Origin of the sequence: Ramlibacter montanisoli, assembly GCF_013087525.1 — a bacterium.
Lineage (GTDB): Bacteria > Pseudomonadota > Gammaproteobacteria > Burkholderiales > Burkholderiaceae_C > Ramlibacter > Ramlibacter montanisoli.
The window spans coordinates 1626441-1638814 of the sequence record NZ_JABFCS010000001.1; the positions used below are offsets into that span (position 1 = coordinate 1626441).

11 protein-coding genes, 1 tRNA gene and 4 pseudogenes are annotated in these 12374 nt (G+C 70.8%); 5 read left to right on the plus strand and 11 right to left on the minus strand.

Annotated elements, in window-relative coordinates:
• The first annotated feature begins 13 nt into the window (after positions 1 to 13).
• The 3 genes and pseudogenes from HK415_RS08255 to HK415_RS08265 all read left to right on the plus strand — a co-directional run bounded on the left by HK415_RS08255 (position 14) and on the right by HK415_RS08265 (position 3140).
• Positions 14 to 739 (plus strand): Crp/Fnr family transcriptional regulator, encoded by a 726-nt coding sequence (locus HK415_RS08255; RefSeq protein ID WP_171558052.1) that lies wholly within the window; start codon positions 14 to 16, stop codon positions 737 to 739.
• Entirely contained in the window at positions 736 to 1839 is a 1104-nt protein-coding gene (locus tag HK415_RS08260) for a phosphotransferase (protein WP_171558055.1), read from the plus strand. Before HK415_RS08255 ends, HK415_RS08260 begins: the two co-directional genes overlap by 4 nt.
• Before the next feature lie 27 nt (positions 1840 to 1866).
• Positions 1867 to 3140 (plus strand): annotated as a pseudogene (locus HK415_RS08265) (acyl-CoA dehydrogenase family protein).
• Between the two features lie 57 nt (positions 3141 to 3197).
• Here the strand turns inward: HK415_RS08265 and HK415_RS08270 are convergent.
• Positions 3198 to 3884, minus strand: a complete 687-nt coding sequence (locus HK415_RS08270; protein ID WP_253261813.1) for a hypothetical protein — start codon at positions 3882 to 3884, stop codon at positions 3198 to 3200.
• Positions 3885 to 3942: 58 nt separating this feature from the next.
• Here HK415_RS08270 and HK415_RS08275 point away from each other — a divergent pair, with 58 nt between their 5' ends.
• Positions 3943 to 4641: a glutathione binding-like protein gene (locus HK415_RS08275; RefSeq protein WP_309246627.1), complete on the plus strand. Its 699-nt coding sequence runs from the start codon at positions 3943 to 3945 to the stop codon at positions 4639 to 4641.
• Positions 4642 to 4683: 42 nt separating this feature from the next.
• Here the strand turns inward: HK415_RS08275 and HK415_RS08280 are convergent.
• A pseudogene (locus HK415_RS08280) lies at positions 4684 to 6064 on the minus strand (MFS transporter).
• A gap of 123 nt (positions 6065 to 6187) precedes the next feature.
• Here HK415_RS08280 and HK415_RS08285 point away from each other — a divergent pair.
• Entirely contained in the window at positions 6188 to 7072 is an 885-nt protein-coding gene (locus tag HK415_RS08285) for a recombination-associated protein RdgC (RefSeq protein WP_253261814.1), read from the plus strand.
• A gap of 75 nt (positions 7073 to 7147) precedes the next feature.
• Here the strand turns inward: HK415_RS08285 and HK415_RS08290 are convergent.
• The 9 genes and pseudogenes from HK415_RS08290 to HK415_RS24790 all read right to left on the minus strand — a co-directional run.
• Positions 7148 to 7224, minus strand: a tRNA-Arg gene (locus tag HK415_RS08290).
• A complete protein-coding gene (locus HK415_RS08295) occupies positions 7202 to 8284 on the minus strand; it encodes a hypothetical protein (protein ID WP_171558062.1) in 1083 nt (360 codons plus the stop codon). The genes HK415_RS08290 and HK415_RS08295 overlap by 23 nt, the downstream gene beginning before the upstream one ends.
• On the minus strand, positions 8182 to 8589 hold the full coding sequence (locus HK415_RS08300; protein ID WP_171558064.1) for a hypothetical protein: 408 nt from the start codon (positions 8587 to 8589) through the stop codon (positions 8182 to 8184). Before HK415_RS08300 ends, HK415_RS08295 begins: the two co-directional genes overlap by 103 nt.
• Positions 8590 to 8593: 4 nt before the next feature.
• Positions 8594 to 8791, minus strand: a complete 198-nt coding sequence (locus HK415_RS08305) for a hypothetical protein (RefSeq protein ID WP_171558066.1) — start codon at positions 8789 to 8791, stop codon at positions 8594 to 8596.
• Complete coding sequence (locus tag HK415_RS08310) at positions 8755 to 9489, minus strand: SAM-dependent methyltransferase (RefSeq protein WP_171558069.1); 735 nt, start codon at positions 9487 to 9489, stop codon at positions 8755 to 8757. The genes HK415_RS08305 and HK415_RS08310 overlap by 37 nt, the downstream gene beginning before the upstream one ends.
• Positions 9486 to 10355 (minus strand): efflux RND transporter periplasmic adaptor subunit, encoded by an 870-nt coding sequence (locus HK415_RS08315; RefSeq protein ID WP_171558072.1) that lies wholly within the window; start codon positions 10353 to 10355, stop codon positions 9486 to 9488. Before HK415_RS08315 ends, HK415_RS08310 begins: the two co-directional genes overlap by 4 nt.
• The gene (locus HK415_RS08320; RefSeq protein ID WP_171558075.1) at positions 10352 to 10672 is read right to left on the minus strand and encodes a preprotein translocase subunit SecA; all 321 of its coding nucleotides are present in this window, start codon (positions 10670 to 10672) and stop codon (positions 10352 to 10354) included. Before HK415_RS08320 ends, HK415_RS08315 begins: the two co-directional genes overlap by 4 nt.
• A gap of 29 nt (positions 10673 to 10701) precedes the next feature.
• Positions 10702 to 11085 (minus strand): annotated as a pseudogene (locus HK415_RS26940) (preprotein translocase subunit SecA); the annotation flags it as partial.
• Between the two features lie 24 nt (positions 11086 to 11109).
• Positions 11110 to 12362: pseudogene (locus HK415_RS24790) on the minus strand (preprotein translocase subunit SecA); the annotation flags it as partial.
• Positions 12363 to 12374 lie beyond the last annotated feature (12 nt).

Here is a 12374-nt window from a genome sequence, read left to right on the forward strand (position 1 = left end):
CACAAGACAGACCATGGACGATCCCATTCTTACCATCGAGGAACGCGCGGCGATCAACAACGGTCGCTGGTTCTCCTCCCTCTCGCCTTCCCTTCGCCACGACATCCTCCGATGTGCCTTCGTCAAACGCTACAAGGACGGCGAGCTGATCTGCGCGCGCGGCGACCCGGCCGAAGCCTGGAGCGGTGTGGCGCGCGGCGCGGTGCGCGTGAGCTCGACCTCGATCACGGGCAAGCAGGTCACGCTGACCTACGTCGAGCCGGGGATCTGGTTCGGTGACGTCGCCATGTTCGACGGCGAGCGCCGCACGCACGACGCCTACGCGCACGGGGAGACCACCTTGATGATGGTCTCGCGCGCCGACGTGCAGAAGATCCTGTCGCAGCACGTGGAGCTGTACGAGGCGCTGCTGCGCCTGCACGCCCGCCGCATCCGCACCCTGTTCGGCCTGGTCGAGGACCTGAACACCCTGCCCTTGCGCGCGCGCCTGGCCAAGCAGCTGGCCCACCTGGTGCGCAGCTACGGCGTGCCCTCGCTGCACGACGGCCGCGAGGTGCGCATCGGCCTGCAGCTGGCGCAGGAAGAACTCGCGCAGCTGCTCGGCGCCTCGCGCCAGCGCGTGAACCAGGAACTCAAGCAGATGGAGCGCGAGGAAGTGATCCGCATCGAGCCGGGCGGCGTGGTGGTGCGCAACCGCGACGCGCTGATGCGCATCGTCGAATCGGACACCGAGCGATGAGCGACACCTACGACCATTTCATCGGCACCCGCGCGGTGTCGGACAAGCACGCCTTCGACGTCGCCGCCCTCACGGCCTGGCTGGAGAAGAACCTGGACGGCTTCCGCGGCCCGCTGACCGTGGAGATGTTCAAGGGCGGCCAGTCCAACCCCACCTACAAGCTGCTGACGCCGCAGCGCAACTACGTGATGCGCTCCAAGCCGGGGCCGGTGGCCAGGCTGCTGCCTTCGGCGCACGCGATCGAACGCGAGTTCGCGGTGATGCGCGGGCTGCACGGCACCGACGTGCCGGTGCCGCGCATGCACGTGCTGTGCGAGGACGAGTCGGTGATCGGCCGCGCCTTCTACCTCATGGAGTGCATGGAAGGCCGGGTGCTCTGGGACCAGGCGCTGCCGGGCATGACGCGCGAGCAGCGCGGCGAGATCTACGACGAGATGAACCGCGTGATCTCCGCGCTGCACACGGTGAAGTTCGCCGAGCGCGGCCTGGCCGGCTACGGCAAGCCGGGCAACTACTTCGACCGCCAGATCGGCCGCTGGAGCAAGCAGTACAAGGCTTCCACCGATGGCGCCGGCCCCATGAGCCAGCCGATCCCGGAGATGGAGAAGCTGGTCGAATGGCTGCCGGCGCACATCCCGCCGGCCGCGCGCGACGAGAGCAAGGTCTCCATCGTGCACGGCGACTATCGCCTGGACAACGTGATGTTCCACGCGACCGAGCCGCGCATCATCGCCGTGCTGGACTGGGAGCTGTCCACCCTGGGCCATCCGCTGGCCGACTTCAGCTACCACTGCATGGCCTGGCACGTCCCGCATCCCGGCCGCGGCATCGGCGGCCTGGACCACGCGGCGCTGGGCATTCCCAGCGAGGACGAGTACATCCGCCGCTACTGCGACCGCACGGGGCTGGCGACGGTGGCCGACCTGAAGGCCGACTGGAACTTCTACATGGCCTACAACCTGTTCCGCATCGCCGCCATCCTGCAAGGCATCGCCAAGCGGGTGGAGGCCGGCACCGCGTCGAGCGCGCAGGCGGTGGCCTCCGCCGCCGGCGCCCGGCCCATGGCCGAACTTTCCTGGTCCTTCGCGCAGAAGGCCTGAACCGATTCATCCCGAGGAGCAATACGCATGGACTTCGAATACTCCGACAAGACCAAGGAACTCCAGGCGCGCCTGCAGAAGTTCATGGACGAGTACATCTACCCGAACGAGGGGACGTACAAGAAGCAGCTGCAGGCCAACACGGACGCCGGCAAGCGCTGGTCGCCCATCCCGATCATCGAGGAGCTGAAGCAGAAGGCGCGCCCCGCCGGCCTGTGGAACCTGTTCCTGCCGGTCGATACCGCGCAGGCATCGGGCTACAAGGGCGCCGGGCTGACCAACCTGGAATACGCGCCGATGGCGGAGATCATGGGCCGCGTGCCATGGTCCTCGGAGGTGTTCAACTGCTCCGCACCCGACACCGGCAACATGGAGACCATCGCCCGCTACGGCTCCGACGAGATCAAGGCCAGGTGGCTCAAGCCGCTGCTGGAAGGCGAGATCCGCTCCGCCTTCGCGATGACCGAGCCTGACGTCGCGTCGTCCGATGCGACCAACATCCAGACCCGCATCGAGCGCCAGGGCGACCACTACATCGTCAACGGCCACAAGTGGTGGATCTCCGGCGCGCCCGACCCGCGCTGCAAGGTCTACATCACCATGGGCAAGACCGACCCGGAGGCGCCGCGCCATTCGCAGCAGAGCATGATCGTGATCCCGGCGGACACGCCCGGCATCCGCATCGTGCGCCCGCTGGACGTGTTCGGCTACGACGACGCGCCGCACGGCCACGCCGAGATGTACTTCGAGAACGTCAAGGTCCCGGCCGGCAACATCCTGCTGGGCGAAGGCCGCGGCTTCGAGATCGCACAAGGCCGCCTCGGCCCCGGACGCATCCACCACTGCATGCGCCTGATCGGCCTGGCCGAGCGCGCGCTGGAGCTGATGTGCCGCCGCGCGTCCTCGCGCGTGGCCTTCGGCAAGACGGTGGCGCAGCAGACGGTGACGCAGGAGCGCATCGCCGAGGCCCGCTGCAAAATCGACATGGCGCGCCTGCTGACGCTCAAGGCCGCGTGGATGATGGACCGCGCCGGCAACAAGGCTGCGCGCACCGAGATCGCGATGATCAAGGTGGTGGCGCCGAACATGGCCTGCCAGGTCATCGACTGGGCGATGCAGGTGCACGGTGGCGGCGGCGTCTCGGGCGCCTTCCGCTGGCGCAGGCCTACGCGCATGCGCGCACGCTGCGCTTCGCCGACGGCCCGGACGAAGTGCACCGCAACGCGATCGCCAAGTGGGAGCTGGGCAAGTACGGCGCCTACGGCAAGGACGCGGAACCGGCGGTGACGCGCGGGGCTTGAGCCCGGCGGAAGTGAAGGGATGTCATCCCGGGCTCGAACCGGGATCCATCCCTCGCGCTACTTCTTGAATGCCCCCAGGGCGCTCTCGCACGCGTTGACGAACACGTCGGTCGCGTGGTCCAGCGTGCTGGTCTCGGCCGGCAGGTACTGCATGCGCAGGTAGCACTTGCCGCGCACCAGCACGATCATGAAGGGCACCGTGGGCAGCGGAGCCGGCTCCGGCCAGGACATCAGCTGCTTGACCAGGTGGTCGTCGACCCAGGCCAGGGCGTGCTCGCGCGTGTCCGAGAGCACGGCGTAGCGCGTCCAGAAGGCGTTGGACGGGCCTTCCCAGCCGATCTCGTCGTACATGGCCAGCCAGCGCATCTCCTCGGGCAGGCGGGGATCGGCGGTGGTCTGCAGCGTGTCGGTGATCATGCTGTAGGCGCGCCGCTCCAGCGTCTCCTTCAGCGGCCGGTTGATGATCATCGCGCCGACCTCGTCGAACACGCCCAGCTCCGCGCGGGCGCGCAGCTCCTCGCCGGCGATGTAGTCGCGCGTGGGACGTCCCAGTTCCATCCTCCAGGTGCGTCCGCCCACCTTGCCCTGCATGGACACTGTGTTGCCCAGCGTGCCACCGGAGAAGCTCATGCCGCGCGAGGCGGCCCACTCCGACACCGGGCCATGCGAGGAGACCTGCGAAGGCATGCTCTCGCCGCGGTCCCTGGGATCGCGCTGGAAAGCCTTCTTGATACGCTCGAACATGCCGCTGGCTTTGCCCTGTAGAGTCCGCGCATTATGGGATGAAACAGGAGGTTACGGCGTGCCGACGATCGAGGTCTATTCCTGGCCGACGCCCAACGGGCACAAGGTCCACGTGATGCTGGAGGAGTGTGGCCTAAAGTACGAGGCGATCCCCGTGAACATCGGCGCCGGCGAGCAGTTCCGTCCGGACTTCCTGGCGATCAGCCCGAACAACAAGATCCCGGCCATCGTCGACCCCGAGGGGCCGGACGGACGCCCGATCTCCCTGTTCGAATCGGGCGCCATCCTCGTCTATCTCGCCGCCAAGACCGGTCGCTTCCTGCCCGCGGGCGACCGCGAGAAGTTCGAGGTGCTGCAGTGGCTGATGTTCCAGATGGGCGGCGTCGGCCCCATGCTGGGACAGGCCCACCACTTCCGCATGTACGCGCCGGAGAAGGTCCCCTACGCGATCGACCGCTACAGCAACGAGGCGCGCCGCCTTTACGCGGTGATCGACAAGCGGCTGGAAAGGAGCGAGTGGCTGGGCGGCGCGGAGTACTCGATCGCCGACATCGCCACCTTCCCCTGGTTGCGCAGCTGGCAGAACCAGGGCGTGGTGCTGGAGGAGTATCCGCACCTGGAACGCTGGTTCGACACCGTCGCCGCACGCCCCGCGGTGCAGCGCGGCGTGAAGGTGCTCGCGGACCTGCGCAAGCCGGTCACCGACGACAAGGCGCGCGAGATCCTGTTCGGCGCCACGCAGTACGCGCGCCGCTGACCCCTCGTAGGCTGGTGGTGAGCCGAAGGCGAACCCCAGCACTCAGGCCCGCAACCGCAGCAGGCTGAACGCCGACGAGAACGCGGCCAGCACCGCCGCCAGCCCGAAGGCGATGCCCACGCCCTCGCCCACGCCGGCGATGCTGAAGATCAGCCCGAGAAGCACCGCCCCCAGCGACTGGCCCGTCAGGCGCGCGGTGCCCAGCATGCCGCTGGCGGCGCCCGCGCCGCAGCGGCGGACTGGTCAGGATGATGTGGTTGTTGGGCGACTGGAACAGCCCGAAGCCCGCGCCGCACAGGCCCAGCGCCAGCGCGATCACCCAGGTCGCCGGCTGCTGCGGCAGCAGCGCAAGCAAGGCCAGGCCGGTGGCCAGCACCGCCAGCCCGATCCCACCCAGCAGGCCCCCGCGCACGCGATGGATCAGCCGCCCCGCGAGCGGCGCCACCAGCACGATGGCGGCGGGCCATGCGGTGATCAGCAGCCCGGCCTGGAAGTGGCTGCGGCCCTGCCCTTCCAGCAGCAGGAAGGGCAGCGCGATGAAGGCCAGCGTCTGCGCGGAGAACGCACTGACGGACGTGCACATCGACAGCGCGAACACCTTGATGCGCAGCAGGTCCACCGGGAACAGCGGTACCGGCTGGCGCAGCTGCCGCCGCATGTAGAACCAGCCAACCGCGACACCGGCGGCGAGCATCGCCAGCGCGATGGCCAGCACGCGCGGATCCGGCGCACCGCCGCGCCGCGCGCCGAAGGCATCGGCGGCGAGGAACACCAGCGAGAACATCGCCATGTTCAGCACCACGTCCAGCGCCTGCAGGCGCGGCGCCGAGGAGCGCACGGCGTTGAAGGGCAGCGCCCGGTGCCCGAGGAACAGCACCAGCACGCCCAGCGGCAGCTGGATCAGGAACAGCCAGGGCCAGGACGCCACCGAGAGCACGAGGGCCGCGATCGTGGGACCGGCGACCGAGGAAGACGCGACCACCACCGAGTTCAGCGCGATGCCGCGCCCCAGCACGTGGCTGGGATAGGTCAGGCGCACCAGCGCTGCGTTCACTGCCATCATGCCGGCCGCCCCCAGGCCCTGCACCGCCCGCGCGCCGGCCAGCAGCGGCAGCGTCGGCGCCAGCACGCACCCCAGCGACGCCAGCGTGAACACGGCCAGGCCCGCGAGGTACACGCGCCGGTAGCCTATGCGTTCGCCCAGGTGCGCGCAGGGCAGCAGCAGCGCCAGCGTCGCGAGCTGGTAGGCGTTGACCACCCACACGGCCGCGGCCGGCGAGGCGCCGAAGTGGCGCGTGATGTCCGGCAGGGCGAGGTTCAGGATGGTGCTGTCCAGCACCGACAGCGCGATGCCCAGGATGATGGCGGCCATCGCCCAGTAGCGCGCCGGCACCGGCAGGCCGTCGGGCGCCTCGGCCGCCATCCTCTCGTCCACCTTCTTCTGCACCGGGGGCAGTCTACCCGCGGGGACGGCACGCCGCGCCCGCGCCACTAGAATCCCTGCCTTTGCTTCCCCGCGCATCCCGCGCCCATCGCCGTACCCCCAATGTTCAAGAGCGCCTGCTTCTTCCGCATCGCGGACGACTTCGTCCTGCCCGACCCCGCCGCCCTGGAACGCGTGCTGCACAAGGCCCGCTTCGTGCCCTGCGGCCCGACGCAGCCCGAATCCACCGGCTGGGTGCCGCCGCGCGGCAACAAGAGCAAGGTGCTCGCCGAGGTCGTCGGCGGCCAGCTGATCCTGAAGCTCTGCACCGAGAAGCGTGCGGTGCCCGCCTCGGCGATCAAGTCCGCCGTGGAGGAGAAGATCGAGCGCTACAAGGCCGAGACCGGCAACGAGCGCGTGCCGTCCAAGCTGAAGAAGGAGTTCAAGGAGGAGGTGCTGCTGGACCTGCTGCCGCGCGCCTTCAGCAAGCGCGTGAACACCCTGCTCTGGCTGGACCCCAAGGGCAAGATGCTGGTGGTGGACGCCGGCAGCCTGGCGGCCGCCGACCGCATCGTGTCCTCGCTGCTGGCGGCACTGCTGGAGGTGCCCGGCGCCGCGCCCTCGCTGGACCTGCGGCTGGTGCACACGCAGAGTTCGCCTTCGGCCTCCATGGCGCACTGGCTGTCCACGCGCGAGGCGCCCTGGCGCTTCACGGTGGACCGCGACTGCGAGCTCAAGAGCGCGGACGAACAGAAGTCGGTGGTGCGCTATGCGCGCCACACGCTGGAGATCGACGAGGTCGCGCAGCACATCGCCGCCGGCAAGGTGCCGACGCAGCTGGCCCTGACCTGGAACGACCGCGTGTCCTTCGTGCTGAGCGAGGCCGGCCAGGTCCGGCGCCTGAAGATGCTGGACGTGGTGCTCAAGGAGTCGGAGGACGCGAAGACCAAGGACGACGACAACTTCGACGCCAACGCCGCGATCCTGAGGGCGAGCTATCGCAGCTGATTCCCGACCTGCTGGAGGCGCTGGGGGTGAAGCGGTGCCGGGCGCGCAGCCGGAGGCGCTGGCGGCCTGAGGATCTGGCCTGCCCGGAGGGAATCGAACCCCCGACAACCTGCTTAGAAGGCAGGTGCTCTATCCAACTGAGCTACGGGCAGAAGAGGCCCAATCGTACCCCGGCGGGGCCGAAAGGCTGCCCAGCCACTGGGCGGGTTCCGGCCATGCCGGCGCCGCTTCGGTGGCTGCCCGGGCCCAGTTCCACGCCTCTTCCAGCGCGCCGCGGCGCGAGGCGCACACGGACAGGTGCAGCCAGGCCGCCGCCCGTGTCTCGTCGTCCATCGCGGCGCGCTCCAGCCAGGGGACGGCCGCATCGGCGCGGCCCGCCGCCATTCCAGCCGGCCGATCTGCAGCGCCAGATCGGGATGGCCGCCGCCGCGCCGGCGCGACTGCGTGTCGCACACCGTCGCCTCGGCGATGCGGCCGAGCGGCGGCGTACAGCAGGCCGAGCGCGACCCACGCGGTGGCGACGCGGTCCGGCGCCGCGTCCCAGGCCGCCAGCTGGCGGTGCAGCCGCACCACGGTCGCGAGGTCCAGCTCGCGCTCGCGCACGCGCAGCGCGCCCAGGTGCCGCAGCACGTCGCCGGCGTAGTGCGGATCGAGCGTGGCGGCGCGCGCCAGCAGCAGCGAGCGTTCCTCCGCGTCGGGTGTTGCCAGCGCCAGCGTGTGGCAGGTGGCGGCGCAGCCGGGACGGTCGCCCAGCAGCGCGCTGAGCCGGGCGATGCGCGCGTCCTCCGGCAGCGGGTCGGCCTCCAGCTCCAGCAGCCGCTGCCAGTGCCGCGCGTCCTCGTCGCGGCCTTCCCACAGCGCCGCGAGCTGGTCGGCCAGGAAGCGGTGGCGCAGGGCGAGGAAGCCGGTGCCCACCGAGCGCGCGATGGTGAGGTCGCAGCTCTCGCCGAGCACCTCCTTGAGCGCCGTGACGATCACCCGCGGGCGTGCCCAGATGCGGTCGTGCGGCACCTTGACGAAATAGTCGGCATCGATGTCCACCGCAATGGCCCCGTCCAGCGGCAGCTTCGCCAGCTGCTGCCATTCCAGCACCACCAGCTCCAGTCCCATCAGGCGGCCTTCGAACCAGCCGCCGGCGGTGCGGCGGAAGGAGTCGATCTCGCGCCGGGTGACGCCCTCCATCTGGCGCAGCGCGTGCAGCGCCAGGTCCATGCGGGCCAGCACGTGCGGCGGCGCGACCCACACCAGCCGCCGCAGCACCCCAGCTGCACGGCGGCGTAGAGGAAGTCTTCGATGCCGTAGCAGGCATCGCGCAAGGGGCTCAGCGGGTGCGCGCTTTCCAGCTGCGCGAGCTCGCCCGCCGAAGCGCAGGCCCGCAGCCGCGCGATGCGCTCCGGCGCGATGAACTGCAGGTCCAGGTGCGCGTCCAGGCAGACGATGGTGGCGTCGCGCAGGCCCTGGGCCACCCAGTGCGGCAGCACCGATGCGTGTTCCTCGAACAGGGTGGCGCGGGCCATGGCTTCACGCGAGGGCGGGCTTGCGCGCCAGGAAGCGGCCGACGGTGAAGGCGCCGGATTCCGCGGCCTCGCCCAGCACCATCACGCCTTCCATGATGAAGCGGCGCATCGGGTCCAGCGTGTGGCGCATCTCCTGCTGCAGCTCGGCGCGGCCTGCGGCTTCGGTCATGAAGCCGCGCAGCAGCGCCATCTCTTCGCGCATGTCGCGCGCGAGCTCCACGGTGAAGCCGGCCTCCCCATCTCGCGCGCGTACGACGAAGGCGTCCCGAGCGCGGGGATCGCCCAGTTGGTGCAGACGCGCTGCCCCCACTGGCTGCGCAGCGGCTCCGGGCTGAGGTCGCTGGCGACCCAGTCCTCGCCCGCCAGGCGGCCACCCGGCTTGAGCACGCGCCACGCCTCGGCGAAGAAGCGGGCCCGGTCGGGGAAGTGGCAGGGCGACTCGAAGAACAGCACCGCGTCGAAGGTGGCGTCGGCGTACGGCAGGTTGCCGGCCTCGCCCTGGTCGAAGCGCACCCGCCCCGCGACGCCTTGCGCCTCGGCCGTGGCGCGCGCGATCTCCAGCTGCGCCTCGTTGGGCGACAGGCCGCGCACCCGCGCGCCGGTCAGCCGCGCGATGTGGCACGCCGGCCCGCCGACGCCGCAGCCGACGTCCAGCACCGCGGCCTCCGGCCCGAGCTCCGCGCTTTCCGCCACCAGCCGCTCCATGCGCAGCTGGTCGTGCGGTCCGATGGATCCTTCGGGCTCGTAGAAGCCGGTGTGCCAGTGGTCGCCCAGGAACTCGCGGTAGAAGGGGATGCACAGCCCGTAGTAGCTGTTGACGAGTTCAGGCGAAGCTTGCGCACCCTGGCGCAGCGCGGCCACCACGGCCTCGGCCTGCGAAGTTCCTGCGGGCGCTTTCACTTCAGCGCGGCACCGCTGGTGAACGAGGCCTTGTTCGGCAGGCCGCGCAGCTCCGGGAACTCGACGCGGCAGCGGATGCCGGCCGGCACCTTGCCGCCGGCGTTGGGCAGTTCGAGCCGCACGCCGAAAGTGCCGCTGGCCGTGTCGAACACGCTGTCGATCACGCTCACCGTCGCCGTGTAGCGGCCGCCCAGTCCTTCGGGAACGACTTCCGCCGTGCCCCTGGCCTTGAGCTTGCCGTAGGCCGCCAGCGGCAGCACCACTTCCACCCGCAGCGGCTCCACCTGCACCAGCCGCAGGATCGCCTTGCGGCCGGTGCCCGCCTCGGCGAGGTCGCCCGGGTTGAGCATGCGATCAAGCACGATGCCGTTGAAGGGGCTGCGCAGCGTGCGCCGGTTCAGCAGGTCCTGCGCATGGCGGTGCTCGTAGGAGGCGTGGTCGCGGTCCTCGCGCGCCTGGCGCAGCTCGGACTCCAGGATGCGCTTCTCCGCCTCGGCCTCGTCGCGCGCCTGCGCCGACACGAAGGCCTGCGCCTGCAGCTGCGCGGAGCGCTCCAGCTTCTTCTGCGCGTAGTCCAGCCGGTTCTGCGCCGAGGACAGGCGCCCCTGCGCCTCCGCCCGCGCCTTGGCCAACTGCACCGCGGACGCTTCCGCCGCCGATTCGAGCTGCACCAGCACCTGGCCAGCCTTGACGCGGTCGCCGCGCTGCACGTGCACCTTGTCGATCACGCCTTCGACCGAACTGCGCACGTCCACGGTCTGGTTGGGCTCGATCAGGCATTCGTACGGGTTGGCGATCGCCGCTGCCGGCAGCAGCAGCGCGGTGGCGACGGATGCGGCGCGCCGCAAGGTGGTGGATGCTGTCATTCCCCTCTCCCGGTGAAGGCCAGTGCGCGGTGCAGCTGGCGGTCCTGTTTCAGGTTGGCCTGGCGGATGGCGGCCTGGCGGCGTTCGGTGGAGCGCTGCGCCCACTTGCGCAGCGCCGCGAAGGCCAGGGACGGTATGCGGGCCTTGCGCTGCAGGCCGGCGCGCAGCAGCGCCGCGGTGCGCGGCACGCACAGTTCGAACAATTCGTCTTCCAGCGAGACGATGGCCTCGCAGCTGCCGGGATCGCCCTGGCGGGCGCAGCGGCCCACCAGCTGGCGGTCCACACGGCGCGAGTCGTGGAACTCGGTGAGGATCACGTGCAGGCCACCGCGTTCCCCACGCCTTCGCCCAGCAGGATGTCGGTGCCGCGGCCCGCCATGTTGGTGGCCACCGTGATGCGCCCGGGCACGCCCGCTTCGGCGACGACCTCCGCCTCGCCCGCATCCTGCTTGGCATTGAGCAGCGCGTGCACCAGGCCGCGCTGGCGCAGCACCGCGCTGATCTGCTCGGAGGCCTCCACCGAACGGGTGCCGATCAGCACCGGTCGACGCTGCCGCAGGGCGAGCGCCTGCGCGGTGTCCGCCACGCGCTGCCACTTCTCGGCCAGGGTGGCGCACACCGCCGTGCCGAGGTCGATGCGGCGCGAGGGCCGGTGCAGCGGCACGCGCGCCAGCTCCAGGCCGTACACGGACTTGATCTCGCCGGCGGCCTCGGCAGCGGTGCCCGTCATGCCGGCCAGGTGCACGTAGCGGCGGAACAGGCGCTGGTAGGTCAGGCGCGCCAGCGTCTCGCGCCGCGGGGTGGGCGTCACACCTTCCTTCACCTCGATCATCTGGTGCAGGCCGCGCTCCCAGGAGCGGTCCGGCATCACGCGGCCGGTGGATTCGTCGACGATCTGCACCTTGTCGTCCATCACCACGTAGTGCTGGTCGCGCCGGTACAGGTGCAGCGCGCCGAGCGCCTGCCGCAGCAGGTCCTCCCGCCCGCGCACGGAAGTCCAGGGACCGTCGCGGTCCTCGGCGAAGGCGTCCAGGCGGGCGCGTCCCTCGTCGGTCAGGTTCACGCGGTGCTCCAGCGCCTCGACCGCATAGTGCTCGCCTTCGGCCAGGCTGCGCGCCAGCGCGAGGGCGGCGCCGCTGTGCGCGGCCTCCTCCGCCACGTCGCCGGTGGCCGACAGGATCAGCGGCGTGCGCGCTCGTCGACGAACACGCTGTCGGCCTCGTCGACGATGGCGAAGTACAGGCCGCGCAGCACGGTGCCCTCGCCCGTGGCTTCGCCGGACAGCTGCACCAGCGACTGGTGCAGGCGGCTCGCCCGCCCGCGCAGCGCGACGCGGTCGCGCAGGTAGTCGAAGGCGAGTTCCTTGTTGGTCGCGTAGGTCACCGGCTGGGCATAGGCCTGCCGGCGCTGGTCGCGCTCCATGCCCTGGCGCACCACGCCGACCCCCAGGCCGAAGAAGGCGTACAGCGGCCCCATCTTCTGCGCGTCGCGTTCGGCCAGGTAGTCGTTGACCGTGATCACGTGCACCGGATAGCCCGCCAGCGCCATGGCGCAGGCCGGCAGCGTCGCGCAGAAGGTCTTCCCCTCGCCCGTGGCCATCTCCACCAGCCGGCCGCGCAGCAGCGCATAGCCGCCCATGAGCTGGGTGTCGAAATGGCGCTGGCCGAGCGTGCGCATCGCGGCCGCGCGGATCAGCGCGAAGGCCTGAGAGGTGGCGTCCACGGTGAAGCCCTCGCGCCGCAGCCGGCCGCGCAGGGCCAGCGCCCGCGCGCGCAGGGCGTCGTCGGAGAGCGCCCGTGCCGCCGGCTCGGCGGCGTTGGTGGCTTCCACCAGCCGGCGCAGTTCGCCTTCCAGCCCGGAGACGGCGCGCCGCGCGGGCGCCAGCGTGGCCTCGTGCAGCGAGCGCGCCAGGCGGTCGTGCCAGCGCGGCTCCTCCTCGGCCCGCTCGGCATAGGGGCGGCCGCCCGCGAGGGTGACGTCGGCGAACAGCGTGCCCGGCCTAGACATGGAAGTGCGACA

Bases quoted from the DNA above. Each gene is read 5' to 3' on its own strand.
- HK415_RS08285 (WP_253261814.1), top strand. From the start codon at position 6,188: ATGTTCAAGAGCGCCTGCTTCTTCCGCATCGCGGACGACTTCGTCCTG.
- HK415_RS08270 (WP_253261813.1), bottom strand. From the start codon at position 3,884: ATGTTCGAGCGTATCAAGAAGGCTTTCCAGCGCGATCCCAGGGACCGC.
- HK415_RS08260 (WP_171558055.1), top strand. From the start codon at position 736: ATGAGCGACACCTACGACCATTTCATCGGCACCCGCGCGGTGTCGGAC.
- HK415_RS08315 (WP_171558072.1), bottom strand. From the start codon at position 10,355: ATGACAGCATCCACCACCTTGCGGCGCGCCGCATCCGTCGCCACCGCG.
- HK415_RS08295 (WP_171558062.1), bottom strand. From the start codon at position 8,284: ATGGACCTGGCGCTGCACGCGCTGCGCCAGATGGAGGGCGTCACCCGG.
- HK415_RS08255 (WP_171558052.1), top strand. From the start codon at position 14: ATGGACGATCCCATTCTTACCATCGAGGAACGCGCGGCGATCAACAAC.
- HK415_RS08305 (WP_171558066.1), bottom strand. From the start codon at position 8,791: ATGCGCGAAGAGATGGCGCTGCTGCGCGGCTTCATGACCGAAGCCGCA.
- HK415_RS08300 (WP_171558064.1), bottom strand. From the start codon at position 8,589: ATGGCCCGCGCCACCCTGTTCGAGGAACACGCATCGGTGCTGCCGCAC.